Annotated in this window: 21 protein-coding genes; 9 read left to right on the top strand and 12 right to left on the bottom strand. The window is 61.6% G+C overall.

Annotated features, from left to right (window positions below):
• Positions 1-8 precede the first annotated feature (8 nt).
• The 12 genes from QEN71_RS34620 to QEN71_RS34565 all read right to left on the bottom strand — a co-directional run bounded on the left by QEN71_RS34620 (position 9) and on the right by QEN71_RS34565 (position 15,669).
• Positions 9-4,397, bottom strand: coding sequence for an RHS repeat-associated core domain-containing protein (locus tag QEN71_RS34620; protein WP_201647889.1), 4,389 nt, complete (start codon positions 4,395-4,397; stop codon positions 9-11).
• Complete coding sequence (locus tag QEN71_RS34615; protein ID WP_233471649.1) at positions 4,397-5,770, bottom strand: tetratricopeptide repeat protein; 1,374 nt, start codon at positions 5,768-5,770, stop codon at positions 4,397-4,399. Before QEN71_RS34615 ends, QEN71_RS34620 begins: the two co-directional genes overlap by 1 nt.
• A 14-nt stretch (positions 5,771-5,784) precedes the next feature.
• A complete protein-coding gene (locus tag QEN71_RS34610; RefSeq protein ID WP_201647887.1) occupies positions 5,785-8,025 on the bottom strand; it encodes a type VI secretion system Vgr family protein in 2,241 nt (746 codons plus the stop codon).
• Positions 8,026-8,131: 106 nt separating this feature from the next.
• A complete protein-coding gene (locus QEN71_RS34605) occupies positions 8,132-8,551 on the bottom strand; it encodes a lysozyme inhibitor LprI family protein (protein WP_233471648.1) in 420 nt (139 codons plus the stop codon).
• The gene (locus QEN71_RS34600; protein WP_201647878.1) at positions 8,548-9,048 is read right to left on the bottom strand and encodes a glycoside hydrolase family protein; all 501 of its coding nucleotides are present in this window, start codon (positions 9,046-9,048) and stop codon (positions 8,548-8,550) included. The genes QEN71_RS34605 and QEN71_RS34600 overlap by 4 nt, the downstream gene beginning before the upstream one ends.
• Positions 9,049-9,101: 53 nt before the next feature.
• Positions 9,102-9,515, bottom strand: coding sequence for a DUF3592 domain-containing protein (locus QEN71_RS34595; protein WP_201647876.1), 414 nt, complete (start codon positions 9,513-9,515; stop codon positions 9,102-9,104).
• A gap of 34 nt (positions 9,516-9,549) precedes the next feature.
• On the bottom strand, positions 9,550-10,659 hold the full coding sequence (locus QEN71_RS34590) for a type VI secretion system protein TssA (protein ID WP_201647874.1): 1,110 nt from the start codon (positions 10,657-10,659) through the stop codon (positions 9,550-9,552).
• Positions 10,652-11,716 (bottom strand): type VI secretion system baseplate subunit TssG, encoded by a 1,065-nt coding sequence (gene tssG, locus QEN71_RS34585; RefSeq protein WP_201647872.1) that lies wholly within the window; start codon positions 11,714-11,716, stop codon positions 10,652-10,654. The genes QEN71_RS34590 and tssG overlap by 8 nt, the downstream gene beginning before the upstream one ends.
• Entirely contained in the window at positions 11,716-13,605 is a 1,890-nt protein-coding gene (gene tssF, locus QEN71_RS34580) for a type VI secretion system baseplate subunit TssF (protein ID WP_201647863.1), read from the bottom strand. The genes tssG and tssF overlap by 1 nt, the downstream gene beginning before the upstream one ends.
• 17 nt (positions 13,606-13,622) lie before the next feature.
• Complete coding sequence (gene tssE / locus QEN71_RS34575; RefSeq protein WP_233471647.1) at positions 13,623-14,159, bottom strand: type VI secretion system baseplate subunit TssE; 537 nt, start codon at positions 14,157-14,159, stop codon at positions 13,623-13,625.
• Entirely contained in the window at positions 14,156-15,025 is an 870-nt protein-coding gene (locus QEN71_RS34570) for a type VI secretion system accessory protein TagJ (RefSeq protein ID WP_201647847.1), read from the bottom strand. The genes tssE and QEN71_RS34570 overlap by 4 nt, the downstream gene beginning before the upstream one ends.
• Positions 15,022-15,669: a TagK domain-containing protein gene (locus tag QEN71_RS34565; RefSeq protein WP_201647845.1), complete on the bottom strand. Its 648-nt coding sequence runs from the start codon at positions 15,667-15,669 to the stop codon at positions 15,022-15,024. Before QEN71_RS34565 ends, QEN71_RS34570 begins: the two co-directional genes overlap by 4 nt.
• 526 nt (positions 15,670-16,195) lie before the next feature.
• On the opposite strand from QEN71_RS34565, the gene tssH reads away from it, so the two are divergent.
• The 9 genes from tssH (at position 16,196) to tssL (ending at position 25,903) form a co-directional block, all read left to right on the top strand.
• Complete coding sequence (tssH, locus tag QEN71_RS34560; protein WP_201647843.1) at positions 16,196-18,922, top strand: type VI secretion system ATPase TssH; 2,727 nt, start codon at positions 16,196-16,198, stop codon at positions 18,920-18,922.
• A gap of 37 nt (positions 18,923-18,959) precedes the next feature.
• The gene (gene tssB / locus QEN71_RS34555; protein WP_201647834.1) at positions 18,960-19,487 is read left to right on the top strand and encodes a type VI secretion system contractile sheath small subunit; all 528 of its coding nucleotides are present in this window, start codon (positions 18,960-18,962) and stop codon (positions 19,485-19,487) included.
• 61 nt (positions 19,488-19,548) lie between these two features.
• Positions 19,549-21,042: a type VI secretion system contractile sheath large subunit gene (gene tssC / locus QEN71_RS34550; RefSeq protein WP_201647825.1), complete on the top strand. Its 1,494-nt coding sequence runs from the start codon at positions 19,549-19,551 to the stop codon at positions 21,040-21,042.
• A gap of 75 nt (positions 21,043-21,117) precedes the next feature.
• A complete protein-coding gene (locus QEN71_RS34545) occupies positions 21,118-21,480 on the top strand; it encodes a tlde1 domain-containing protein (protein ID WP_201647817.1) in 363 nt (120 codons plus the stop codon).
• On the top strand, positions 21,477-21,983 hold the full coding sequence (locus tag QEN71_RS34540; protein ID WP_201647815.1) for a hypothetical protein: 507 nt from the start codon (positions 21,477-21,479) through the stop codon (positions 21,981-21,983). The genes QEN71_RS34545 and QEN71_RS34540 overlap by 4 nt, the downstream gene beginning before the upstream one ends.
• Positions 21,984-22,076: 93 nt before the next feature.
• Positions 22,077-22,559: an Hcp family type VI secretion system effector gene (locus QEN71_RS34535; RefSeq protein WP_201647813.1), complete on the top strand. Its 483-nt coding sequence runs from the start codon at positions 22,077-22,079 to the stop codon at positions 22,557-22,559.
• 77 nt (positions 22,560-22,636) lie between these two features.
• On the top strand, positions 22,637-23,146 hold the full coding sequence (tssJ, locus tag QEN71_RS34530; RefSeq protein ID WP_201647811.1) for a type VI secretion system lipoprotein TssJ: 510 nt from the start codon (positions 22,637-22,639) through the stop codon (positions 23,144-23,146).
• A 12-nt stretch (positions 23,147-23,158) separates the two neighbouring features.
• On the top strand, positions 23,159-24,505 hold the full coding sequence (gene tssK, locus QEN71_RS34525) for a type VI secretion system baseplate subunit TssK (protein WP_201647803.1): 1,347 nt from the start codon (positions 23,159-23,161) through the stop codon (positions 24,503-24,505).
• Between the two features lie 147 nt (positions 24,506-24,652).
• The gene (tssL, locus tag QEN71_RS34520; protein ID WP_201647795.1) at positions 24,653-25,903 is read left to right on the top strand and encodes a type VI secretion system protein TssL, long form; all 1,251 of its coding nucleotides are present in this window, start codon (positions 24,653-24,655) and stop codon (positions 25,901-25,903) included.
• The last annotated feature ends 8 nt before the right edge of the window (positions 25,904-25,911 follow it).

Genomic DNA, 25,911 nt, shown 5'->3' with positions numbered 1-25,911 from the left:
CTTCGAAATTAATATTTATTAAAAAACCGAAACCATCGTTGAATTTTATCCACAGCACGTTTTATCTTACATTTATTGGCAGACACAACCGCCTCTTGCTGAGAACTCAGCGGCGGTGACCCTTTGATTGGCTTTCCGTTCTGACCAATTTTCGTTTTTGGACCACCACCAGAAACGTGCAAGTGGGCGGGGCCGTGGTCGCCGCTTTTATAATTATGAACAATAGTTACGCCTCCCTGCTCTACCACTACTTTAGGTGGAAGCTTTACCTCGGTATATTTTCCGCCACCTTTTACGAGTAAATCGCCCGCCTCAACACTTAATCCAAGCGGATCAACCCATCCAAATACATTGAGCGCGAATTGGTAAGAATTCAAGCCACCCGCAAGCCCAATCGGATCTTGCGATATAAAGATGCCCGTCTGCGGATCGAAGTACCTGTACCGGTTGTAATGCAGGTTCGATTCTGCATCAAAGTACTGCCCCTGCATCCGAATAGGCTGTCCGACCCACTGCGCCTCTACATGATCGGCCTTACCAGTAACATTGTAATGCGCTTCCCAGGCAACGCTACCGGCGATTGACCGAAGCCTGACCGGTGCACCGTTCGGATCGTTCTGGTAATAGTACACCTGTGTTTCAGGTGCGACATTCTCATCATCGACGCGTGACAGCACCTGCATCGCGAGCGGCTCGAAGCTGTCCAGATGGTAGACAAAAAACTTTGCCTCGGCTGAAGGATCTGTCTGGCTGCGCGCAATATCATCGGCACAACTGCGCAGTTCGCCAACCAATGCATCGCCGTCCCATAAAAACCAGGTCTGCGCTCCACGCTCGCAATGCTCCACGCCAGGGATGCCACGCCGCACCTCGGCAGCTGCTTTCGCGAGCCGGCGGCCGAGGGCGTCGTAATGATACCGCCAGCACTCGTTGCGCGTGTTCTGGAAGCATTCGAGCCGACCAAACGCATCCCACTCAAGCCTCTGCACGCCCGTTTCACGACCTGTCCGCTCGACCAGTTGCCCAGCCTTGTCCAGGCGCCACTGCGCGCCATCGTCGTGCTGCAATACACGTCCCTGCGCGCTGGAATGCGAACTGAACCGGTCTCCGTGCGCGTCGTACGCAAAATGACGCAGACGTCCGGCCGGATCCGTGTGCGCGAGGATGCGGCCTAGCGGGTCGTACCGATACCGGTCCTCGCCCAGACGACTGTCGCTGCGAATGACCAGATTGCCGCTGGCATCGTAGTCATAGGCCGTGTGCCCATCCTGCCTGCCCGATCGGTGTGTCGCATGGCGGCTGAGTCGCCCCGCCGTGTCGTACCCGTACTGGTGCTCCAGTTCGGAACTCAGCTGCGCATGCGAGAGCCGGCCTGCAACGTCGTATGTAAAGCGGACCGGCTCATGATCGTCGATCTGCAGTGTCTTTGGCTGACCCAGGCCGTCGTAGGTATAGGCCACTGTCTGCCCGAAGCGCGCCGTACCCGTCAGGTCTTTCATCTGCCGGCGCTGCGTTTCGAGCCGCCCGGCCTTGTCGTAGACATAGTCCAGCGTCCCGGTGAGTCCGGGTTGATGCTGCGCTTCGGCAACCAGTCGCCCGTCGGCATCGTAGGTACGCTCAACCGTGCTGTGCGCGTTGCGGGCCCCGGTCAATTGACCACGCCGGTTGTACGCGTAGCGTTCTTCGCCTGCGAGCTCGTGCTGCGCGCCATCCTCTGCGCTGCTTCCTTCGAATTTCCGGCTGATGATCCGTCCCAGCGGATCGCACCTGACCGACAGCATCTGCCCGAGTGGATCGATCGTCCCGATCAGATGGCCCGCCGGATCGTACGTGTAGCGACGCGACTGCCCGTAGTAGTCGATTTCCTCCACGAGCTGACCGGCCGCATCGCGCTTGAGATGCCATGTCTGACCGAGCGGATTGGTGACGCCTGTCAGCTGCTCTTCGGTGTCGTAGTGATAGCGCGTGACACTGCCGTCGGGATCGACGCGGCTGGCTAGCTGTCCCTGTCCGTAGTAGCTGAAAGCGGTCGTATGGCCTGCCTCATCGTGATACCGCAGCAGGTTGTCTTCTGCGTCGTATTCGCAGCGCACATACCGCTCGCCTGGCAGCCGGCACGCCACGAGCCGGTCCTTTGCATCCCAGGTGTATGTTGCAGGTTCCTCGCCCGGCGCCTCACGCCGCACGAGGTTGCAGCGCGCGTCATGCGTGAAGCGGGTGGTACGACCGACCGCATCCGTCAGACTCGCCAGAAGGCCGAGAGGGTCATAGGACAGTGTGGTGATATGGCTGGCGGCATCCGTCACCTGCGCCAGTTGGCCGCGCGCGTCATATCCGAATTCCGTCGCGATGCCCAGCGGCGTGACCTGCCTGAGCAGGTTGCCGCGCGCATCCCACACCTGCTGCCAGACGCCTCCCTCAGGGTCAGTAATCGCGACTGGCCGGTGATGCTCGTCGTACTGCGTACGCACCGCACTGCGGTCCGGCAAAGTGTGGACCAGCAGATTCCCGTAATGGTCGTATTCCCACGTCGTCGTATTGCCGCCCGCATCCACTTCAGATTTCGTGCGCCCCTGACCATCGTACTGGTAGCTGCGCACCCCACCCAGCCCATCGATACGCGCAACCGGCAATTGCTGGTCGTTGTACTGGAGGATCGTCGTGTGACCGAGCGAATCGGTAAAGCGTGTCTCAAGGTGCTCGGTGTCGTACGTGAAGTGGTAGTCGTACAGCCCCCCGTCACCCCACGCGCGCTCGACCCGCCACACGCCGTCGTCGTGCCGGACGTGCTCGTAGTAGAACGACAGACCGTTGCGGTCCGTGTGCCGCACCATATGATGCGCACTCGCATATTCAAAGCTGTAGGGTTTGCCCAGGGCATCGAGGACAGCGACCAGCGCGCCGGTGCTGTCCTGCCGGTAGTGAGCGAGCGGATGACTAGCCCCCTGCGCATCGCGCAGGATGACCTTGCCAATGCATCCCTGTACATCGCCCGCAAAGCACTGGACGGCACGCCCCGTTTGTGCGCCGCTGGACCACTCGGTGAACTGCAGCACCGGCCCGGCCTGCCGGCCCTGGGAGTTGCGTTCGATCAGCCAGCCGTTGCCGTTCAGGTCGGACATCTGCGAGAGCGGCACGCTCAATGGATGTGCCTTGCCGACAGTCGGCACATGCTCACGCCACCTTTCCGGCAGCCTGAACCCGTACTCGATTCCCGAACGCGTTCGTACCACCAATATGGAGTCCTGAATGTAAAGAGCATGACCATGCTGGCGGTCGTAACGACGCTCTTCCCATCCGGACTGCACAGGCAGTTCATCGAACGCTGTCGCGTGATCCGGGAAGTAGACGGCCGCTCCAAACTGCTCACCATCGCGCACCAGTTCAATGCGAATATCGGCCGGAGACTGCCAGCCACGCCCGAGCGCACCGACGAACGTATCGTGGCTCGCGTAATAGCGGTCCCAGGTGAGGGGCAGGCGGCCCTCGACCGTAAAGTCATTCTGCTGGACGACGACTTCGCCGGTGATCGAGTTCACGGGCTCCGCGTCGAAAATCACGCACTTGATGTACCCCGACGGAAAGTTCTTGAACAGCTTTTTCGCGAGCTTCGAGCCCCGGAATGCCTTGAAGAGAGACGCGGCGACCGCCATCATGTTCATGATGGGCGGCCCGCCCACGAGTACCGGATTGCCGGCCGGGATCGGCAGCATGGTCGAGGTCGGCAGCGACAGATAGGAGCGGTTCGTGTGCGCGCTGTTGTGCCCCATCGGCTCCATCCCGACGAACCAGCAACTCAGCGCGGGCAGCGGGAGAAACGACATCGGATCGCCGTTGGCCAGCACGGTACGGCTACCCATGAACGACTCGGAATCCTGCGACGGTCCTGTTGCGTCGGTACCCGAGAACTCTGCCCCGAGCGGGAAGTGCAGACCGGGAACGTGATAGGTGTGCGTACCCGCGGTCGCCCGCATCAGTCCGTTGATCAGGATCGGGCGCCCGCCCCCACCATTGCCGACGTTGCCGCCCAGCGCGTCCGTCACGTTCTGCTGGACCTTGCTGACGGCGTTCATGGCGTCCATGCCCGTCTTGACGACGTCGCTGTTCATGACCGCGTGCACGGCGCCCGTCGCCGACTTCACGACGCTGCTGTTGGCAATCTTGTCGACATCGGCCTGATGGGCTTTCAGGAAGTCGGTAGCCTGCTCTTCGACAAAACTGAAGGCGATACTGCCGATCGCCGCCTTGGCTGCGCTGATGTATTCCTGCAGGTCCAGCACGAACCCGACATGCGGATGCGGCAGAGGAACGGGCGCCGGCGCCGGTGGAATGGTGATCACCTCATGCACATCGATGCCGATCACGGGCGTGAGGTGCGTGACTGCAAGCATTGTCATTATGTGTTTTCCTCACTGGTGCCGGCATGAACATCGGCGTTGTCACCAGCGGCGATCTGTCGCGACACGTCCTCCGCAGCCAGCGGCTTGATCGCCTCGGACCAGTTATCGCCATACAGCTGCTTCAGCCGCTGGATGAGTTCCGGGCGCCGCCCATGTGCACCCAAAAATCCCGTCTGATCGAGCATCCATTTCGTCACCAGCTGGAGATTGCTGTTCGCACGCAATGCCGGCTCGATCCACTCACCGCCATCCAGCGCTTTGAAACCCGCATCGAGGGCCTGCTCGTAACGACCTGCCTTGTCGAGACACCAGCCCTGCATGCGGCGCGCCTCGACGGTCAGGATGCCGTCCCGTTCCGCTTCCGTATAGAAAGAGGCTTCGCCGTAGCAGCGCGCGGCTTCGGCGTAATCACCCCGCATCAGGTGAACGCTTGCCTGACCAAAGAGACCGTTGACGACCAGTTTGCTGCCCGCGACGTGATCGATCTCCAGCGCCTGCTGGCCGCTGTGCGTGGCCTGCTGATACGCGTCGAGCGCCAGATTGTGCGATTGCCACTTGAGATAAGCCGCACCGGCGAGCAGATGAACGATGGCGCCCTGATCGAACCATTGCTGTTTCGTGGTGACTTCCAGCGCTGCGCGACGCAGAATTTCGAGCCGTTTCGGATCGTCGTGTGCAAGCGTCTCCGACAGTTCTGCGAAGAGTCGCCGGAACTGTCCCGAAGGCCCGCGTTCGCCCGATTGTGCGACCAGTTCACGCGGAACGGCGCGCATCTGGTACCGGCCGTGAACGACGCGAACGCGATCGGGCCACTGCGTGCGCAGCCACGCGAGCGGATCAGCGGCCGTGCCATACTGGACGAAGCGGAGCCGGTCAGAACGCCACGCGCCCTGATTCACTTCGGCGAGCAGCCTGTCGAGCCAGCGTTCAAAGTCCTGGTCCTTCGACACCGTCCCGGGCGCGAGGATCAGCACCATGCCGGGAAACACGTCCGGATGATGCGTCATCAGGCTATCTGTCAGCTTCAACAGATACTGCGTCGATGTTTCGGCACCCCGCCACGCTGGTGCCCAGTCAGCAGTCACGCCGCGAGCCGCAGAGCCCTCGCGACGGGCATCGTAAAAGTCGATCAGTTCCTTCGCCAGTGCACGTGAGTATTGCTCAGCGCTTTCGAAGGGAGAGGTCAGGCGAAGGACGGCGCTGGACAGTTCCTCCTGACTCTGGAAGTACGCCCTGACCAGTTCGATATCGGCTTCGTCCGTACGCCAGTAAAGCAGACGGGCACGCGGATTCTTTGCAAAGCGCAGCCAGTCTTCATGCGCCGTCATCAGGCGGCGCTCGACCGGATTGGTCGGTTGCCAGTTCTGCATGGATTGCGCACCTGTCATGGATTGAGCTTCAGGATTGCGCCCTGGACCGTGTTCTCGCCCGTGGCATTGCTGGTTACCGTTGAGCCATTGACGGTATGACTGGACGAGCCCGTGGACGTGACATTCACGCCAGTGATATTGATGTTGCCCGCCGCATCCATGACGATCTGCGAACTGCCGCAAACAAGGCTGATTTTTGTCGTCGAGGACACGACGACGTCGCCTGTGACATGCAACTCCTTCCCTTTGCCCACCTGAACCAGCTGGTGTCCCGTCACCATCACCGTATGATCGTTCAGCAGATTGGATGTCTTCGCCTGGTGGACCGTTTCCGTACCGGTACCCGTGACGGTTTCTTCCCGGAAGCCGGTGACACTCAGCGTGTCATTGCCGCCGACAATGCGGTCCCGGTTCGCCTTCACTTCATGGCGCTGGTTTCCCGTCACAGTCGTCGACTGGTTGGCGCCGATTTCGACCGTGTCGTTCGACGCGACTGAACGCGTGCGGTTGGCCTGCAGGGTAATGCTCTCGTCGCCTGTGACCGTTTCCGTCCTGGTTCCCTTGACGCTGGTCGTTTCGTTGCCGCCGACGGACTTGGTCCGGTTGGCCAGCACCGAATGTGACTCGTCGTTCTCGACCTCGGTGCGCATGTCCTTCTCGGCCTGCAGCCAGAGTTCTTCCGCGCCCGCCTTGTCCTCGAAACGGATGGCGTTCGCATTGCCCGCTCCGCCTTTCATCGAACGCGACAGCAGGCCGCTCTGTGTTGCACCACCAGGCAGTTCCCACGGCGGCATCGTCATCGCGTTATAAAGCCGGCCGACGACGATCGGCCTGTCCGGATCGCCGTTCTCGAAATCAACGATGACCTCGGTGCCGATACGCGGAATGTTCACGCCACCGAAACCGCCACCTGCCCACGGATACGACACACGTATCCAGCACGACGAGTTCTGGTCCATTACACCCGAGCGGTCCCAGTGAAAGCTCAGCTTCACGCGACCGTACTGGTCGGTCCAGATTTCCTGCCCGGCTGGCCCCGTCACCACGGCCGTCTGTGGACCGCTGGTGCGTGGCTTCGGATATCGCGTGCGAGACGGCCGAAACACCGTCGTCGCTGGCTGTACCACGAATGAACTATTGACTGAGTAGGCGCCCGAACCGCTGGTATCGCTAATCTCCGTCGCCGAAAACCAGGCGCTGATCACCAGGTATTCCTGGTTTGCCGCCTGATGAGGATAGCCCTCAAACTGGAAGGTCGTACCGCACACGACGTCGCGCACATTGCCGCTGCCAGACGCACGCTCACCGTGCGCGCGGACTTCTTCCATACGCAACTGCGCGAATGCTTCTCCATGCGACGGATCGGTGTAGTCCCCTGGCCACTCGTAGCGCTCGAAGTCGTTATGCGCTGTCTCCTGCGGCAGTTCGTTCTGCGCGATGAGTTGTGCCTTCGGCTTCTTGAAGTCGAAATCATTCGTTGTCCATCGACCTGACTGGAGACTGCCGCCCGTGTCGAACTGGCTGATGTATTCCTGATCGATCTTCTGACCCGGCGGGTAATATGGCAGCGTCTGGTAGGCAGCACTCTCAACCGGTTTGTGCGCACCCAGCTGATCGACCAGCACCATCCGGTGGAAGGTGTCCGAATGCTCGAAGAACCAGTAGATGCCATGCTCGGCCATCAGGCGCTGAATGAAGTAGTAGTCGGTCTCTCCATACTGGACCTGGTAGTCCAAGGCTGAGTACGTCCCGCTCAGACGCAGGTCGTAGGAATACATGTAGTTTCCGAACACCTCCTCGATAATTTCCACCACGGACTTGCGCTGGAATATTCTGAAGTCCGATCGCTGGTCAGCTAGCCAGATCCAGGGTTTCATCACCAGTTCGTAATTGCTCTGCCGGTTCGTCTGATCGACATAGCGCGCCTCTGTCACAATGCCGCTAATTTCCCGCGCGCCCGCCCCGATATTGGCCGCCCCCCCCATGCCCTGGATTCCAGCCATGAAGGTTCCCATGCCGTCCAGCTGGATCGTGACCGTGAGCTCCTTCCCGATCATCGATTTGAGATCGAGGTTGGCTGCGACCTCAGCGGGAATCTCGATCGGCGTCCGGCACGCCAGCGTGTACGCGTAGATTTCCGAAAGGGTTTCTTCGCCAGAGATACCCTTAAGTTCCAGGGCAGACCCGCCGAACGGCGATTCCGGCAACGCCGCACCGCTCATCGTTACCGTACGATTCGTTGAAAACATAAGCATAACTAAATGCACTCCATAGTCTTCTGACTGACACCACGACGCCTTCAGTGCGGCTATATCCTGATGCTGGTTCTGCGCACGATTCCGGAGAGATCCGGTACTCCGGCTACTGACAATGAAAGGCTTTTACCTTTCCTGTAATCCGTTGCGTTTCCTTCGTCACACAGATAGCCTGTGCCGCCTGATGTATCGATCCGTTCCCCCAGTCCTGTTGCGCTCCCTTCCGGCATGCAAGATCGCGCTGCCGCGTCCATCGGGCAGTCTGCTTTTCGAGGCGGCTCTTGCATGCCGGGAATTGCGTCGTCTTGTGCGATATCGCGAGCTGGAGATTCTGATCAGCCACCAGCTGGTCGCGCCATGCACAGAAGTTCATGCTGGTCTGGCTGACGTCGCAGTTCGTGAGCAGCGCAACGACCTCACTCGCGGGCAATCCGCTGCGTGTGGCAATTTCATCGACCGGGTTCATGGCGACTGCATTTAGCGATGTGCAGATCAGTCCGATGAAGAGCGCGATTGCGAGTTTCATCGGGCAGGCACCGGTGGCTGAAAGGGGGCTGCTTCTTCGCGACGCCTGTTGACCAGCCCCGCCGACCGGACAGGACGCAAACGCCGGCCATGCGCATCTCGCGGCACCACATTCACGTTCCGGTTCATGTGGGACACCACCTGGGCGTCCTGTCCGGCGTTTGCCGCCGAAAGCACCGGATGCGCACCTGTGGGCCCAGTGTTGTAGGTGTAGCTCACCAGCGCATCGAACTGATCCTGACTCAGTTCACGTCGCGGCACCTGCCGGCGTACCGCCGCCTCGGCACTCCGCACGCTGACCGCCAGCTGTGCATTGACGTCAGCAGCGTTCACGGGACGGCGCATTTCCTCGTCCGTGCACGGACCGTGATGCGCCAGTCCGCCCACGCCAAAAGTGCAGTTGTTCGCAATGTCGTTGTAGTAGTGAAGAACAGCTCCCTCTCGTGTTCGCAACGCGTTCAGGCCTGCCGCACTCATCTGTTTCGTCTCATTGGGCATCGCAGTTCACTCCTCTCTTTCCCATTGACCCGGCAACTTCGCCTGAATCGTTCTCACACCGTCCCCATACCGCTATCCGATGGACTGTTCCCGTTCTTCCTCGGCCAGCGAGTCAGGGCCGTCACGATGGCGCCACCGCCAATGGCTGCGAACGCGATTGTCGTTGACCAGATGGCGCCGAAAACATCGATGCGCGCGCTCGTGCGCGGGCGCGCTTCCTCGTAGCGCACGCTGACGCTCTCTCCCACCGTCATGCCGTAAATGAAGCCCCCCTGCGGATACGACACCGTCTCGCCTTGTCGTGTCACAAAGGTGATCCGGGGATGGCTGCCGCCAGCGTTCAGCGCGACGACCTTCCCGGGTACGGCCACCGACGCCTGCAGGAACGCGCGAGTGGATATCGCGCTGAACAGGGCGCCCAGAAGAAATGCAACACCAAGCGCGAATGTGAGGATGATTCTGAACATTGGACTCCTTTCGTTGCCAGCCCTTAAAGTCGTCTTATTCACCGTCCCACTGCACCAGCAGCTCTGGGGGAATAGTGTTCACCACTTCCGCGTACCGTTTGCCGACACACTGTTCGGCCCGCCGTAACAAAACGGGAATCGGACTGCTCGGTTCATGCTGTTCGAACCAGTGACGTGCTTCGCGGATGCGCTCCAGCGCCCCTTCCCGGCCAGTCACTGCTACGCTGGCGCGTGGGCTGCCTGTTACATCGACAGCTTGCTGTGGCACGTCGTGGCGGTCCGTAAGTGCATCGCCCGTCGACGCCCCCGCCGTTCCCGTATCGACGGACAACTCTTCCCCGATCTCCGGCACATCCAGCGTCGGCGCCACGCGAGGTCCATCGCCCACTACGCGTCGCAACAACCGCGTCAATGCGGACAGATCCGGCTGATACACACCCAGATGCGTCCTGCCCCATTCATCAATGGCCCCGAGACTCGCGAGCGCGCTGTCGAACCCGGCCAGCATCTCCGGCTGCTGTGTGCGCAGATCCTCGAGCTGCCGCGTGACCGATTCGGGCGCAAGTGCATCGCTCGGCCGCGGATGAGCGAAAGCACGCTCGATGTCGCGCACCTGGAGTCGTGCCGCCGTCGAGCGGGCAAGTGCAATCTCACGCACGTCCGACAGCAGTCCTTCCGTATCGGCCAGTGTCTGCAGTGCGTTCATGCGAATTTCCAGCGCCGCGTCGTGATCATCGTCGACACCCGGCTGCGGGTGAATCGTGTCGGGAAACGCGGTGAGCCATCCCGCGAGCAGACTGAGCCCTTCCGCAAGTCCGGCCGATGCGGCGAGCCTCGTGCGACCGCGCGCAAACAGCACACCAAGACGCATATCCTTGCTGCGTATCATCAGGCGCCGGCAATCGCGATCGACTTCGGTCCAGTTCACCGGCTCAGGCGAGCCGACGAAGTCGCCGTATTGCGCCGCGACCTTCGCCGCCATCTGCGACGACAGCACGACGAATTCCGGATCGTATTCAAGGTCGGCGCCGCACGGAGCGTTCTGATCGATGGGCGTCATCCAGTCGTGCGTCGCGGCCGCGGGTGAACCCGCTGTCGCCGCTTTTGGCGGCTTCGGCGCCCCCTGTTTCCTGCTGCTATTCATTGCCATCCTGCTCAAAATTGTTCACATACAGCTCGGGCTCGAAGCGCATGCCCGTAATCGGCTCACCGCTGGGCGAGCGGCCAAGCCATCCCGACCAGCCGAGCTGCTGCGGCCCGCCCATCACCGCGGGCGGTGCGCTTTGCGCGCGGATGCGCAGCTCGAGTTCCCAGTCGAATTCGCGACCGATGAAACTGCGTACCCAGTCGACCAGCTTCGGCAGATCCTCGCCGCGCGGCGTAAAGCGCAGGTACTCGTCGATATCGACCGGACCGATGACGATCCGGAAGCGATGCTGGCGGTCCGGCACCTTCTCGCCGAGCATCGCGCCGTCGCCCATCGTTGCGGCCTCACCCGCCTTGCCGAGATAGCTGTGATCCTCTTCCGCGACACCAATCCAGTGAAACACATACTCCTCGATCGCAACGGGTACACCGAAGAAGCGCTCGAGCGTCATGCGCAAGCCATCGGGTTCGCGTGCCTCGCGAACGAGATTGGCCGACGCTGCCAGCTGCGCATGGGCGGGCAGCGCACGCTGCGCGATCTCGGTCGTATCCTGCCCGCTCAGACTCGCGACGTAGAACGAAAACCGTTCACTGTCGGGCCCGGGGCGATCCAGCCCTGCCGTCGCCTGGGCGCTTGCCCACGCGCGGTACAGCAGCGTCAGATAACGATGGTGAAAGATGTCGAGAAAGTTAACCAGCGTCCGGTCGCGCCGGCTTTCTTCGCGCTCCCGCGCGATCTCCGTCATGTGAATGGGCAGCGCCCCGTTCGGCCCGAGCATGCCGAGCCCGAACAGGCGCACATGCAGGCGTCCGTCCAGTTCGCCCACGCTCGCGATCTCGCGCGGCGCAAAGGTTAGACTCGGTTTCTGTCCCAGCCGGAAGGGTTCGGCGCGCGGCCGCCGCGCGGCGCCGATCGGGTCGATACGCGTATCGGCGCCGATACGGCGCATCAGCGGAAAGAACCCGTACCGCCACGGCTCGGCCTGCAGGTGTTCGACCATTTCGGGCGACAGCGCTGCGTCGCGCAGCATCGACGTGAAAGGTGCCCGCTTCATCAGGCCACTCCGCGTGTGCCCATCCGCACGGGCCAGCGCATGACGCGGCCGCGCTGCATCGAGTGGAGTTCGGTCTGCGTGAACGAATTCATCGACACGTGCCGTGCGAGATAATGCTCGAGTATCAGGCCGAAGAGATACGGACTCGTGCCCGAAAACCCGTTCTCGTCGACGGTAAGCTGGCATTCGATGCCGCGCCCGAACACGAGCGGGCCGCCGCCGGGCAGCTTGCGTGCAACAGGCTTTGTCTTCACGCCCACGAGACTTTCGATCTGGCGCTGGTGCGTAGTGTCTTCAGCCGTGAGGAACAGGCGCAGCATGTCGCGCAGCCCCTGCCCGCCTTGCCGGTGATCAATGTCTTCGAGCGGCAGGTAGTTGAAGTTCAGTTGCCGGATCAGCCGCCACGCCGTCTCGCGCTCGGCGAACGGTGCACGCGGCGTGCTCGGCGCGCGGATCAGGCCGATACTGTCGACGGGCGTGTTCTCGATCGGCTTCAGATCTCTCACCCCGTTGCGCGGCACAAGGTTTGGCAGGTCTCGATTGGTGAGCCATGCGTCGACGGACAGGTAGCGCATGCCTTCGTGATAAGGCGCCTCGTGCTGATCGACCAGCGACACGAACACCTCGGTGCCGATATAGGGCGTGCGCGTACCGTAGCGGCGTGCCGAGTCCGATAACAGCCGCCGCTCGCGACGCAGCGAGAAATAGCGTCCGTGATTGCCTTCGTCATTGTTCAGGGTCTGATAGAGCGGCCGGAACTCGAGCCTCGTCGAATGCTCGCCTATCTGGCCATGCAGCGAATCGACCGCAAAGACCTCATAATCGAGCGGCTTAAGACGTTTCGGCAGCAGATGGAACTCGGTGCTGGCTTCCTTCAGTTCGATGCGCTCCGCCTTGCGCGGAAACAGGTTGATCACGGGTGTGCAGAACAGCGCGAAACGCGATGCGTCCACGAGCCCCGCCAGCCGGTCGGGCGACTGGTCGAGCAGGACGACGATCTCGACTTCGCGGCCCTTCGCTTTTTTCAGGCCCTCCGCGAGTCCCGTCAGGGTGAAGAAGTAGAAGCGGCTCGGGCACGCGAAGTATTCATGCAGCAGGTTGTGGCCGTGAAACTTCGACCACACGAGCGGCAACAGCCCCTGATCGGTACCCAGCCCCTCATGCACGACGGCATCGCGGGTGACGGCCGCGAAGGGCCGGTCAGCGTCGCCGAATGCGCCTGGCTCCCCCGTAATCGTGGCCACTCCGCCTGCGTGCAGCAACTCGAACAGGTGCGAGGCCACCTGTTCGTCACCAGCCAGATACACCGGAAGGCGATCCAGATTGCGCAGCTCGGAGATTTTCGCGTCTCCCGTCGCACGCAGGCGTAGACGCAACGCCCCACGCACCTGCGTGTGCGCCGGCACGTAGCGGTCAAGCATCGGAATATCCGGCGGGATACCCGTGAGCCGTGCATCGCTGATCTCGATCGGGTACAGCGTTACGTTCTGGCTGCTGCGAAACTCGCACTCCGTCTTTTCGCCAGGGGGTTCCCAGCTTTTTAGCGTGGAGTCCCGCGGCACCGTAAAACCCTCGACAAGATTGCCTTCCTTCGGGCTCGGGTAGAACCGTGCGACAGCCATCGACGGGGTCGGCGAAACATAGTTCGGAAAAATGACTTCGAGCAGTCGCCCAGTGAAACGCGGAAACTCCGCATCGAGCTTGAGCTGCATGCGCGCAGCCATGAGACCGAATGCCTCGATCAGCCGTTGCACGTACGGGTCGGCGACTTCACCCGCCTGCATGCCCAGACGCCGGGCGATCTTTGGATGTGCCTGTGCGAACTCGTCGCTGAGTTCGTACATGTAGATCAGTTCCCGGTTGTAGTAATCGAGTAGTCGCGGGTCCATGCGGGGTTCCTGTTTTCTCAGCGAGCGGTCGTCTGCAGACGGCTCGTTTCCAGATCAAGCGAGCTTTGCACCATGAATTCGAGCGGATACGGATCCATGCGGATCATTCCGTGAATCTCGAACGCGAGATGGTTGTAGTGGCCTTTGCCGTCGATCGCCGTTAACGGCACGACCCTTACGGAATCCGGAATCAGACGCGGCTCGAAATCGCCGATCGCGCGCCGGATGATCGTTTCAATGTCCCCCCAGTCGCGCGAGGCCGTGAAGGCTCCCGCAAGTGGCTGCACGCCGAAGTTGATCGTCGACGCCGCCGCGCGCGGATAACGCTTGCGGTCGATCTGGTCCTCGATGCTGGTGGCATTGAGCAGAAAGGCCAGATCACGCTGGATGATGTCGCGCATCTGCGAGCGCGTGACGGCGTATTCGCCCGGTGCCTCGGTCTGCCTGTGCGGCGCGTCATCACGCAGGCGGTCAAACAGGGTGGGCAGCAGATGTGTGTCGGCCCTGCGCGGAGCAGACGCTGGCTGATTCCGGTCATTGGGCTTGCGGCTCACAGCGATGCTCCCGACACAGGGTCGCCGTGTGTGCCCGCCACAGCTTCGGCATGCGAGGCAAATGAACAGTGAGCCAATTCGTACAGGTCGAAATCGCCGGCGCTGGTCGTCCATGTCTTGCGGCCTGAGGCAATCACGCCGGTGCGACCGAGCTCGCTCCATGTCGTACGTCGGGCCAGCAGTAGCGCATCCCGCTCGTGGCCATGCGCATCACTGCAGTCCGGATAACGTGCCGGCATAAATCCCCGGATATGCGTGCCATCGGTGAGTGTCAGCACGCACGGCGCCCAGATGAGATCGAGCAGGGTGTGAGGCCGTTCGATATGCCACGCGGTGATGTCCGCGAGCGACATCCATCGATAGCGCCCTGCCGTAATGAACTCGCAGACCGGCCCCAGCCGCGTATCGCTGTCGCCAATCCAGTCGAATGTAGTGTCGCCGCAGCCCCCAGCAACCAGTGGCGCCAGGTCGAGCGCGCGCAGCCGTGCGTCATCGGCCGCCTCAATCTGCCCTTGCCCTGCCAGACCCAACGCAGTCACTAACGCGCGCATCCACAGCGGCACGTCGTCCACCACAAAACCGGGCTGCTGCCCGCCTGCCATGACACGTGCACGGGTGCGCTCGGCACGCACGAGATCGCGACAGGCCTGCACCAGCGGTATCTGCGACGAATCCAGCTGCGCATATACCTGAAGCTGCTGTACTGCCCTTTCCCACTGACAGGTAATGCAAAGCCACTGGAACAGTCTCCAGCGGTGAACAACCTGAGCTGGTTGCTGGCGTACGGCGGCCTCTGCCGCTTCAAGCTCCCGTGCTGGGACGAGGGGTGCGTGTTTCGGCTCGTGCATGACTGACTGGACGCTCATTGATTTGTCTCGGGATACGCGATCGAAGCGGCGTCGCGCGCCACCATCGGGCTGTCGATCGCCAGCGTGTGATGTTCACGCCGCACCAGCGAAGGCGGCAGTGACGCAGGACGACGCAAGGCCGTCGCCTGAAATTCCGGTGGCGCGAACAGCAGGAGAATCTCGGGCATCGGCTCGGGCACCACCGGTTCCGGCGACTCGCCGTGACGAAGCGGGCCAAACGCTTCTTCCAGCTCCTCGATATCGGCGAGCAGATCGGAAATGGACCCGGTTGCGTTGTTATCGACGGCATGCTCTTCCCACGGCTGTCGCGCCTGGCCCTCTCCGGTCAGCAACCCTGAGTCGACCCACCGGTCCGTCAGCGAAAAGCGGGACGATGCGATCGCCTGGTAATACTGATCATTCAGACGACGGATGATGTCGTCGGGGGCCGTCGTTGCCGATGGTTCATCCTGAAAATGTGCTGCCCGATTGTGACCCGCATCGGATGGCGCGCCGAACAGTTCGTAGATGGCATCGCTTCCGCGCGGCGTCGTTACCTGTACGCCGGACCCAGTCGTTGCAGTCGCATCGGACTGCTGATCTGTATCGGCACCGACCCGGGTCTTGCTGAAAATTCTGGAGAGTTGAGCAGAGAAAGCCATGTTGCGACGCGAGTGTTATTGCCGGATTAACTCACGACCTGACACACCTGTCCATATTAAATTTGCTTCACCGCACCCCGGCTCTAGAGTGTTAATTCGAGATGCAATTTTCGCGTAGTAATACTCTTACATGCCACCTCCTGAATTGCGTGAGAATAATCCGATTTATCCTTATTTTCATTAATCTAGGCGGTTTCTGGACGAACGACAGTGATCTAACTATTTCCCTATAAATCAGCGGGTTGAGCAGAATTCATCCCTTCCACAAGCATCTGTTTCAGTACTGTGGAATTGATTTGTGTCAAGAATTGATTAATGCAAATTTAATATAAAACCGTATTGACGACTCTGGAGGAACTGACAATAATCCGAAGCGTTCGCAATAGAAAGACAGAAAATTCATTGGCAAGACCGGACCAGGAGTCGAGGACGGGATCTTCCGGAAACCAGACCAGACGGGGCTGCATCCAGGTGACTGTCAGGATATTGTTTCGTAGTCCACATCTGTACTTGTAGCCAACCGCTCATGACGATTTCCCGACAGGCACTGTTCGGCAAGCTCGGTGCCACCCTCTTTCGCAGCATCGAATCCGCGACCACGTTCTGCAAACTGCGTGGCAACCCCTATGTTGAACTGGTTCACTGGCTGCATCAGTTGATACAGTTGCCCGATAGCGATCTACACCGGATTGTCCGGCATGCAGGAATCGAGCAGGACACGCTCGAACGCGATCTCGCCCGCGCACTTGCCGCACTGCCTGCGGGCGCGAGCTCCATCAGCGATTTCTCGCATCACATCGAACTTGCGATTGAACGTGCCTGGGTGCTTGCCACCCTGGAGTTCGGCGACAGGCGCGTGCGAGGCGCGTGGCTGATAGCCGCGCTCGCCGGCACGCCGGAGCTGCGACGCATACTCCTTTCCATCTCGCCAGCGTTCGGACGTATCCCGGCAACCGGCATGGGCGAAGCGCTGACTGCATGGATCGAGGGTTCGCCAGAGTCCGCCGACATGCCTTATGACAACAGCGACTTTTCGCCCGCCGTACCGGGCGAAGCGTCGCAGGCCGTGCAGGTAGCGGGCAAAGGGTCGCTCCTCGACCAGTACTGCACGGATATGACGGCACGTGCGCGTGCCGGCGAGATCGACACCGTGACCGGTCGCGGGGCGGAGATCCGCGTGATGAGCGATATCCTGCAGCGTCGGCGTCAGAACAATCCACTGCTGACGGGTGAAGCGGGTGTCGGCAAGACGGCTGTCGTTGAAGGACTCGCGCTCGCCATTGCAGCGGGCGACGTGCCACCGACACTTGCCGGCGTACGGCTGATGTCGCTCGATGTCGGCGCCCTGCTCGCTGGCGCAAGCATGAAGGGCGAGTTCGAGTCACGGCTGAAGGGTGTGCTCGAGGCCGCCGTCAAATCGTCTGTACCTATCATCCTGTTCGTCGACGAAATCCATACGCTCGTCGGCGCGGGTGGCCAGGCTGGAACGGGAGACGCCGCCAACCTGCTCAAACCTGCGCTCGCGCGCGGTGCGGTACGCATGATCGGCGCGACGACATGGTCTGAATACAAGCGGCACATCGAGAAGGACCCTGCCCTCACCCGCCGCTTTCAGGTATTGCAGGTTCCCGAACCCGAGGAAGTGGCCGCCATCGACATGGTGCGCGGACTCGCCGCTGCGTTCTCGAAGCATCACGGCGTGGTGATTCTCGACGAGGCGATCCGCGCAGCCGTCACGCTGTCGCACCGCTACATTCCGTCGCGGCAATTGCCCGACAAGGCGATCAGTCTGCTCGACACCGCGTGCGCGCGCGTGGCGCTGTCGCAGCATACACCGCCTCGCGAACTCCAGAATGTACGTCAGCGCCTTCAGGCAGCGCACGTTGAACGCGAGCTGCTTGAACAGGAAGCACGCATCGGACTCGATGCAGACAAGGCAATGGCTGCGGTGCAGGCGCGCATCAGCACACTGTCGGCGCAGGAAGGTGCGATCGACGCGCGCTGGCAAACGCAGCTTGCCGCTGCCAGGGCACTTGCACGGGCCCGAGCGGCCGTTGCTGCTGGTGATGACGATGCGCCCTCGCTTGACACGCTGCGCAATCTCGAACGGATGCTTTGCGATCTGCAGGGCGACACACCACTGGTCTTTCCCGACGTGGACGCAGCGATCATCGCGGAAATCGTCTCCGACTGGACGGGCATTCCTGTCGGCCGCATGGTGACGGACGAAATCACCGCCGTGCGCACGCTGCCAGAAACACTTGGTGCCCGCGTGATCGGACAGTCCGATGCGTTGCACCAGATCAGCGAGCGGGTGCAGACCGCGCGTGCAGGGCTTGCCGATCCGAAAAAGCCGCTGGGCGTGTTTCTGCTTGCAGGCCCTTCCGGCGTCGGCAAGACGGAAACGGCGCTCGCGCTGGCCGAAGCGCTCTACGGCGGCGAGCAGAACCTGATCACGATCAACATGAGCGAGTATCAGGAAGCGCATACCGTCTCGGGCCTCAAGGGCGCGCCGCCGGGGTACGTCGGCTACGGCGAAGGCGGCGTACTGACGGAAGCGGTCCGTCGCCGCCCGTATTCGGTCGTGCTGCTCGACGAGATCGAAAAGGCGCATCACGACGTCCACGAAATGTTCTTCCAGGTGTTCGACAAGGGCTACATGGAAGACGGCGACGGACGCTACATCGACTTTCGCAACACGACGATCCTGCTTACGAGCAACGCCGCATCGGAACTAACTGCAAGCCTGTGCGCGGACGCGACGCTCGCCCCCGATCAGGACGGCCTGCGTGAGGCGCTCGCACCGGAACTGCTGAAGACGTTTCCTGCCGCCTTCATGGGTCGCGTCACTGTGGTGCCCTACCGGCCGCTCGCTCACGCATCGCTCGCAAGCATCGTGCGTCTGCATCTGAACCGCGTCGTGCGTCGCATGGCCGACGGTCACGACATCGCGCTTCGTTACAGCGAGCGCGTCGTCGACTACATCGTCGCCCGCTGCCTCGTGCAGGAAACGGGTGCACGTGTGCTGATCGGCTTTATCGAACAGCACATCCTGCCGCGGCTGTCAGCGCTCTGGCTCGATGCGTTCTCCTCGAAGCGCGCACTGACCGGCATCGGCGTCGACATCATCGATAGCGATGCGCCGCCATCCGCCGCGATCGTTTTCGAGCCTTCCGGCCACGACGTGCCCGATGTCGCGCCGGCGGTCGGTGCCGACACTGTTACCCCTGTTTCAATCGGCGAGACCCAATAAAGCTGCCGATCTTTTCCCACGCTCACGGAGTCCATGCATGTCCGTTTCAAACAGTTCGCAGAAGTTCATCGCGCGCAACCGTGCCCCGCGCGTCCAGATCGAGTACGACGTCGAGATCTACGGTTCCGAAAAGAAGGTGGAACTGCCGTTCGTGATGGGCGTGCTGGCCGATCTGTCCGGCAAGCCCGTTGAACCGCTGCCCGCCGTCGCCGACCGCCGCTTCCTCGATATCGATATCGACAACTTCGATGAGCGCATGAAGGCGATCAAGCCTCGCGTCGCGTTCGCCGTGCCGAACACGCTGACGGGCGAAGGCCAGCTGATGGTCGACATGACCTTCGAAAGCATCGAAGACTTCTCGCCGGCCGCCGTAGCAAGCAAGGTCGATTCGCTCCATCAGCTGCTGCAGGCCCGCACGCAACTCGCCAACCTGCAGACCTACATGGACGGCAAGTCGGGCGCTGAAGCGCTGGTCAACAGGCTGCTGGCCGATCCTGCCCTGCTGAAGTCGCTCGCGGCTTCGCCGAAGCCGAAAGCCGCCGACGAAACGACGACGTTGAACTAAGGACGGCCGATTCCTAAACGGCATCCCAACAGAACCGAATCAAGGAAGATAGAGGAACACCATGGCAACACAGCAGGTACAGGCAGCCAGCGCTGCGAAGCATGCGCAGGGCGATTTCGCGCAACTGCTCGAGCAGGAATTCCGCCCGAAGACCGATGAAGCCCGCGAGGCCGTCGAGTTCGCGGTCCAGACGCTCGCCGAGCAGGCGCTGCAGCAGTCCATCACGATCAGCGACGACGCGTACAAGAGCATCGAAGCGATCATCGCGCAGATCGATCACAAGCTCTCCGAGCAGATCAACCTGATCCTGCATCACAACGATTTCCAGAAGCTGGAATCGGCGTGGCGCGGTCTGCATCACCTCGTGTCGAACACCGAAACCGACGAGCGCCTGAAAATCCGCTTCATGGACGTATCGAAGGAAGAACTGCGTCGCACGATGAAGCGCTACAAGGGTCTTGCATGGGACCAGAGCCCGCTCTTCAAGCAGATCTACGAAGAGGAATACGGCCAGCTCGGCGGCGAACCGTACGGCTGTCTCGTCGCGGATTACTACTTCGACCACACGCCTCCCGATGTGGATCTGCTCGGCTCGATCGCGAAGATCTCGGCCGCTGCGCATACGCCGTTTATCTCGGGCGCATCGCCCTCGGTGCTGCAGATGGAGTCGTGGCAGGAACTCGCGAACCCGCGCGACCTCTCCAAGATTTTCGCGCAGAACCTCGAATATGCGCCGTGGAATTCGCTGCGCGCCACCGAAGACGCGCGCTACATCGGTCTGGCGATGCCGCGTTTCCTGTCGCGTCTGCCCTATGGCGCACAAACGAATCCTGTTGACGAGTTCGACTTCGAAGAAGACACGCAGGGCCCGGATCATCGCAACTACGCATGGGCCAATGCGGCGTACGCGATGGGCGTGAACATCAACCGCTCGTTCAAGCTGTATGGCTGGTGCTCGCTGATTCGCGGCGTCGAGTCGGGCGGTACCGTTGAAAACCTGCCGTGCCACACGTTCCCGACCGACGACGGCGGCATCGACATGAAGTGCCCGACCGAGATCGCGATTTCCGATCGTCGCGAAGCTGAACTGTCGAAGAACGGTTTCATTCCGCTGATCCACCGCAAGAACACCGACCACGCGACGTTCATCGGCGCGCAATCGCTGCAGAAACCGGCCGAGTACTACGACCCGGATGCGACGGCGAACGCGAACCTCTCCGCACGTCTGCCGTATCTGTTTGCATGCTCGCGCTTTGCGCATTACCTGAAGTGCATCGTGCGCGACAAGATCGGCACGTTCCGCGAGCGTGAAGACATGCAGCGCTGGCTCAACGAATGGATCATGAACTACGTCGACGCGGACCCCGCTAACTCGTCGCAGGAGACGAAGGCACGTCGCCCGCTGGCGGCCGCTGAAGTCGTCGTCGAGGATGTCGACGGGAATCCGGGCTACTACCAGGCGAAGTTCTTCCTGCGCCCGCATTTCCAGCTTGAAGGTCTCACTGTGTCGCTGCGACTCGTTGCGCAACTGCCGTCGGTAAAGGAAGCGGCCTGACCGGATTCAACTGCTGGCGCTACGTATCTGGATCTGTCGACGCGTCGACAGATCCTCCATCATGAAGGAGATGCAATGCCCTGGACGTACAACCAGAGAACGGGAACGCTCACCGCGCCCGATGGACAGATAGCGGCAACCGATGGCTATTCCGGAGCTGGACAAGGTCGAAATAATTCGACGATGGAAAGCCAGCCGAACGTCGGTCCGATCCCTCGCGGCACTTACCAGATCCGAAGTGCGCGGCACTCCGTTCATACCGGGCCCGTTTCGATGGATCTTGCACCGAACGCCAACACGCACACGTTCGGTCGCAGCGCGTTCCTGATTCACGGCGACAACCTCACGCATACGGCATCGCACGGTTGCATCATCCTGCGTCGCAATGTGCGGGAGCAGATCAATCAAAGCACCGACAGGGAACTGATCGTTCAATGAAGCGATATCTCGGCTACGCAGTTGTGCTCCTCGCTATCGCCGCTCCCGCTTTCGCGCAAACACTGACACCTTCGGTGATTTCGCGAGACATTCAGACGAAGGGCGCCCGCGCGACCGTGCAATCACTGAGTCGCAAAGGGAGTTTCGATGCAGTGCTGGACAAGATTGCATCGGGAAATACGGCTTGGGTGCGCATCTCCCGCGATCTGGCGACGGGCACCGACGCGGGCGACTCGACAGGTCTGAGCGTTGCGCTTGCCAAGGCCCTTCCTAAGAATCCGAAGGCAGTGCTCGCTGTTCTCGATGACGGTCCGGTGACGGGCGCATCCGTCGTATGCGGCGTTCCGTTCATCGAACCCACCCCGCGCGAGGTCAAGGACTATCTGAACCGCGCTATCCCCGCCGTCAGGCGAACGCCCGAATCAGAGCGTCTGCCGCAACGCGCGCCGTGTCTGCGTGCGTTGGAGCATATCGCCGAGCAAACGTCAGCGCATCGGTCGTAACGACTGACGTATCAGTCACTAATAGAGCATCACTGATGCGGCAACCGTGTCCGCAATACAGCGCAGTACGTTTTTTCACTCAAGGAGTTTTAGATGGCACAGGATATTTTCCTCAAGATCAACGGCATCGACGGGGAATCGCAGGACGCGGCACACAAGAATGAAATCGAAGTGCAAAGCTGGGGATGGCAGATCCAGCAGCAGTCGAGCATGCATGCCGGTTCCGGTGGCGGCGCCGGCAAGGCGACGGTCGAAGATCTGGCCTTTGAACATCTGCTCGACCGTGCAAGCCCGAACCTGATGAAGTACTGCCTGACCGGGAAGCACATCGATCAGGCCGTGCTGACGGTGCGCAAGGCCGGCGGCAATCCGCTCGAGTATCTGAAGATCACGATGAACGACGTGATCGTCACGCAGGTTCATCCTTCCGGCAGCAATGCCGACAACGGCATTCGTGAAAACGTCCGTCTGTCGTTTGCCAAGGTCAAGCAGGAATATGTCGTCCAGAACGCCCAGGGCGGTAGCGGCGGCGCCGTGACCGCGGGCTACGACATCAAGCTCAACAAGGAAGCGTAAGCCTCCTTGTCCAGTGGGGGCGGGCGGCGCATACGCCGCCCGCCCCCTTTCAATGCTCCAATTTCGCCTCAATGCCGATGCGCCCGTTCACTCATGTCGTTGCACTTGTCTGCGTGCTCGGACTCTCCGCATGCGCGAGCAGCGACCCCAAGGCTGTCCATGAACCCGTCAAACTCGACCTGACGGTGACGGCTTCATCCAGCGTCAACCCCGATGATCAGAAGCGCGCGGCACCCATCATCGTGCGCATCTATGAGCTGAAGAACGCCGACGCGTTCAATGCTGCCGATTTCTTCTCGCTGCAGGACAAGGACAAGACCGTGATCGCGGATGACCTTGTCGCGCGCGACCAGTTCCAGCTTCGTCCCGGCGAAAACAGGGCTATCAGGCGCAACGCCGATCAGGCCACCACGACACTGGGCGTAATCGCGGCCTATCGCGACCTGCCGAATTCCGTATGGCGGGCAACCTGGACGCTGCCGCCCGCACCGCCGGCCGGTTGGTACCGTTTCGCGCCCAAACTGAAACTGACGATCAACCTCGACACCAGTGCGATCCGCATCACCGACGCACAACAGAACAAGTAATGGACCACACGCATGAGCTGGTATAACAAGGTCACCTGGAGCGAAGGGCTTTTTCTGCGCCCGCAACTGTTCCAGCAGCAGGAGCGCTATCTCGAACATTTCGCGCACAAGCGCGCAGCGCCCCTCTCGCCCTTTTTCTTCGGGTTCTCCCACTACGCGATCGACGCCGAAGCGCTCGCGCTCGGCAAGGTGATCGTCAAATCCGCCAGCGGCGTGTTCGCCGATGGCACGCCATTCGACGCACCGGGCAACACCCCGCCGCCCGCGCCGCTGACGATCCGCTCCGAGCATCTGGACCAGGTCATCCATCTGGCTGTGCCGATCCGCGTGCCCAACGCTGAAGAGACCACGTTCGACGAGTCTCCCCATTCGCTCGCGCGTCATTCCGTCTTCGACACCGACCTGCGCGATACGAACTCGATCGGCCAGGGTCCGAAGACCGTGCAACTGTCGAATCTGCGTCTGCGGCTGTTGCCGCAGAAAGAGCTGACGGATGCGTGGATTGGACTGCCGCTCACGCGAGTCAAGACGCTGCGCGCAGACGGCAGCATTGAACTCGACGACACCCTGGTTCCGCCCGTTGCCGGATACGGCGCGAGCACACTGCTCTCCAGCTGGCTGGCGAAGGTCCACGATCTCACGCGGCTGCGCGCCGATGCGCTGGCCAGACGGCTGACGGGCAGCGACGGCCAGGCCGGCACGGTTGCCGAGGTGTCGGATTATCTGCTGCTGCAAACGCTCAATCGCTACGAGCCGCTGCTGCAACATCTGCGGCGCGTTCCGACGACGTCGCCCGCCGATGTCTACGCGCTGCTGCTCGGCATGGCTGGCGAACTCTCCACCTATGTGCGTCTCGAAACGCGCCGGCCGCTCGACTCCCATCCGCCGTACCAGCACATCGAACCGCATCTGTGCCTGAAGCCGCTCGTCGACGACACGCACTGGCTGCTCAATGCCGTGCTGATACGCAGCGCGCAAAGCATTCCGTTCGCCGAGGCGGGATACGGCATGCGCAACGCGGTGGTCGATCCCGCCGAGATGCGCAGTTTCAATTCGCTGGTCCTCGCGGTGTCGGCCCAGATGCCGCCCGACACCCTGGTCCAGCAGTTCGCGACGCAGGCGAAAGTGGGACCGTCCGAGCGCCTGCCCGATCTGGTGCGCTCGCACCTGCCGGGCATCGCGCTGCAGGCGCTGCCCGTGCCGCCGCGGCAGATTCCGTTCAACGCCGGATACGTCTACTACGAAGTCTCGCGTACGGGACCGTTGTGGGAAGCGGTTGCCCAGTACGGCGGCATTGCGCTGCACGTGGCGGGCGATTTCCCGGGGCTCAAGCTGGAACTGTGGGGCGTGCGCGGATAGAGCGCGCGCATGAAAGAAAGCGGGCGCTCTTCTCTCATCGGAAGCGCCCGCTCGTCATGACATCAGGGGAACACAGTGAATCCAGATCGAGGACTGCCCTCATTCGGCACCGCCTTCGTGCCCGACGATCGCGCCGGGCACGCTGGCATGCAAAGACCATCGGGTGACCTTACACCAGGTCCGAACCCGGCAGAGCCGCCGCTCACGCTGCTCGCGGGCATTCCGCCGGGCGAACCACAGGCAATCCGTCTTCACGCCATCGAAGAGGCAAAGAACCCGTTACTGGAGGCAGCGCGCCCGTTGCTGCGCGCACTCGCGGACATGCCCCGCGAGCTTGACCTGCAGGCTGTCGATCAGCTGCACCTGTTGCTCAAGCAGGAAGTGCGTGTATTCCAGCGGGTGTGCGAGCAGGCCAATATCCGGCGCGACCACATGATCGGCGCGCGCTACTGCCTGTGCACGGCGCTCGATGACGCCGCCACGCAAACGACCTGGGGCAAGCGCGAAACCGGCGTCGAGTGGATGCGTAAGGGCCTCGCCACCGAGTTCCAGGAGGACCGTCAGGGCGGCGACAAGGTCTATCTGCTGATCGGCCGGCTGATGAACGAGCCGCACGAACACCTCGACCTGCTCGAAGTGATCTACCGGATTCTGAGCCTTGGCTTCATGGGCCGTTACCGGCATGAAGCGGACGGTGCCCGCAAGCACGACGCCGTGCGCCAGCGCCTCTACAACGAGATCCAGACGCAGCGCGGTGTGGTGCCGATCGCGCTCTCTCCGCACGTGCAGTCCGATGCACGCGGACGGCGCATGTCTTTCTACGATTTCCCCGTCTGGATCACGTTCGTCGTGCTGGGGCTGATCGTGCTCGGTCTGTTCGGCTGGTTCAAGTACCAGTTGCTCAACCATGGCGCGGCCGTGGAAAAGCAGATCGCCGACATCGGCCATCTGACGCCGCCGCCTGCACCGCGGTTGCCGCACCTGAAAGAGCTGCTGAAGAACGAGATCGCGGCCGGCACGGTGAGTGTCGACGAGGATGCGCGTCATAGCTCGGTGACCTTCCGCGGCGACTCGATGTTCGCGCCTGGCGGCGTCAACGTGAAAGCATCGATCGGGCCGCTGGTTGCGAAGATCGCTAACGAAGTGGTGAAGGTGCCGGGCAAGGTCACGGTCACTGGCTACACCGACAACGTGCCGATCAAAAGCCGCCAGTTCGAATCGAACGATGCGCTCTCCGAAGAACGCGCCACCCAGGTCATGCAGATGCTGCAGACGGCAGGCGTGCCGGCCGCCCGGCTCGAGGCTATCGGCAAGGGAGAGGACGACCCCATCGGCGATAACGCCACGCCGCAGGGCCGCGCGCAGAACCGCCGTGTCGAGATCACGGTCACGCCCTGACCCTACCC

This window comes from Paraburkholderia sabiae (assembly GCF_030412785.1).
Classification (GTDB): Bacteria; Pseudomonadota; Gammaproteobacteria; order Burkholderiales; family Burkholderiaceae; genus Paraburkholderia; species Paraburkholderia sabiae.
The sequence above is the reverse complement of the archived record's forward strand: the minus strand, read 5'-3'. Positions and strand labels throughout refer to the sequence as shown.

Coding starts and splice junctions, on each gene's coding strand:
- QEN71_RS34620 (WP_201647889.1), bottom strand. CDS start 4,397: ATGACAATGCTTGCAGTCACGCACCTCACGCCCGTGATCGGCATCGAT.
- QEN71_RS34615 (WP_233471649.1), bottom strand. CDS start 5,770: ATGCAGAACTGGCAACCGACCAATCCGGTCGAGCGCCGCCTGATGACG.
- QEN71_RS34610 (WP_201647887.1), bottom strand. CDS start 8,025: ATGCTTATGTTTTCAACGAATCGTACGGTAACGATGAGCGGTGCGGCG.
- QEN71_RS34605 (WP_233471648.1), bottom strand. CDS start 8,551: ATGAAACTCGCAATCGCGCTCTTCATCGGACTGATCTGCACATCGCTA.
- QEN71_RS34600 (WP_201647878.1), bottom strand. CDS start 9,048: ATGCCCAATGAGACGAAACAGATGAGTGCGGCAGGCCTGAACGCGTTG.
- QEN71_RS34595 (WP_201647876.1), bottom strand. CDS start 9,515: ATGTTCAGAATCATCCTCACATTCGCGCTTGGTGTTGCATTTCTTCTG.
- QEN71_RS34590 (WP_201647874.1), bottom strand. CDS start 10,659: ATGAATAGCAGCAGGAAACAGGGGGCGCCGAAGCCGCCAAAAGCGGCG.
- tssG (WP_201647872.1), bottom strand. CDS start 11,716: ATGAAGCGGGCACCTTTCACGTCGATGCTGCGCGACGCAGCGCTGTCG.
- tssF (WP_201647863.1), bottom strand. CDS start 13,605: ATGGACCCGCGACTACTCGATTACTACAACCGGGAACTGATCTACATG.
- QEN71_RS34570 (WP_201647847.1), bottom strand. CDS start 15,025: ATGAGCGTCCAGTCAGTCATGCACGAGCCGAAACACGCACCCCTCGTC.
- QEN71_RS34565 (WP_201647845.1), bottom strand. CDS start 15,669: ATGGCTTTCTCTGCTCAACTCTCCAGAATTTTCAGCAAGACCCGGGTC.
- tssH (WP_201647843.1), top strand. CDS start 16,196: ATGACGATTTCCCGACAGGCACTGTTCGGCAAGCTCGGTGCCACCCTC.
- tssB (WP_201647834.1), top strand. CDS start 18,960: ATGTCCGTTTCAAACAGTTCGCAGAAGTTCATCGCGCGCAACCGTGCC.
- tssC (WP_201647825.1), top strand. CDS start 19,549: ATGGCAACACAGCAGGTACAGGCAGCCAGCGCTGCGAAGCATGCGCAG.
- QEN71_RS34545 (WP_201647817.1), top strand. CDS start 21,118: ATGCCCTGGACGTACAACCAGAGAACGGGAACGCTCACCGCGCCCGAT.
- QEN71_RS34540 (WP_201647815.1), top strand. CDS start 21,477: ATGAAGCGATATCTCGGCTACGCAGTTGTGCTCCTCGCTATCGCCGCT.
- QEN71_RS34535 (WP_201647813.1), top strand. CDS start 22,077: ATGGCACAGGATATTTTCCTCAAGATCAACGGCATCGACGGGGAATCG.
- tssJ (WP_201647811.1), top strand. CDS start 22,637: ATGCGCCCGTTCACTCATGTCGTTGCACTTGTCTGCGTGCTCGGACTC.
- tssK (WP_201647803.1), top strand. CDS start 23,159: ATGAGCTGGTATAACAAGGTCACCTGGAGCGAAGGGCTTTTTCTGCGC.
- tssL (WP_201647795.1), top strand. CDS start 24,653: ATGCAAAGACCATCGGGTGACCTTACACCAGGTCCGAACCCGGCAGAG.